The 855-nt window shown below is 56.0% G+C and carries 1 pseudogene; it reads right to left on the bottom strand.

The features are described 5' to 3' along the window. Nucleotides 1–579 precede the first annotated feature (579 nt). Nucleotides 580–855, bottom strand: a pseudogene (locus JT360_RS33245) (hypothetical protein); the annotation flags it as partial.

The following is an 855-nucleotide window of genomic DNA, read 5'->3' on the forward strand; positions in this document are numbered from 1 at the left end:
CGCGAGGCATGACGGAAGGCGCGGGGCTTCCTTCTTATTGATGATGCTGTGTTTCGGCTGGCAGTTGTATAGTGGTCTCGGTCATTTCAGTGCGAAAATTCGGGAAGCAAGGTTCGGGTGCCACAGGAGGGTGTGCCATGCGAGAATTGCCATTCGACATCGATGCAGATGCCCTAATTGAAGTGGGCCGATATCTGGATGATCACGCGAAGTCCACCGCAGTTTCGAATCTGAAGCGCTCCGTGTAATCAGGCGTCGCGTCAACAAATCGCTCGTCGGCGACAGCGGTTTGGAGGAACTGATTGTAGAAAGCGCCGCAGCCAGAAAGCTTGCCCTCTTGTTGGACAACCACAATTAAAGGTGGGTGAAAGGCAATCGGCCCGGATATATCTTTCAGCCGACGGAACGTTTGCACCCGCCCGCCGTTGTTGCCATGGTCCCCGCATAGGGATCATAAAGGGCCTTGCCCCTCTTGGCCCTAGTTTGAGTCCGCTGTCTCCCGGATGTGTCCAGTTGCGCAACGTTCGCGCTTTTGGAGCCGTCGACAGCGGACCCGACGCTTTTCGATGATCCCCGAAATCAGCTAAGTCGTTGTGTCTTCGCGGACGGTGGTCTGCCCCTTCGATCTGATCCTGGCAAGATATTGTCGCCCACCAGACGGTCATCGGACGATAGCTTGGGCGGTATGAAAGGACCGGTTGCGCCGATCTCGCCTAGCCAATCTTCATAGCCATCGTTCATCTTGGCTTTCAGCGTGTCAGGCTCAATTACCCCGGATTGGAACAGGCTTATAAGCCGCCGCCCGAAGTGTTCCCTTGCCGGGTGCCATTCGGGGATTCCTGCTTCGTCGCAGTA

The sequence above is a fragment of the Mesorhizobium sp. dw_380 genome (assembly GCF_018588885.1).
In the GTDB taxonomy this organism is placed as follows: Bacteria; Pseudomonadota; Alphaproteobacteria; order Rhizobiales; family Rhizobiaceae; genus Mesorhizobium.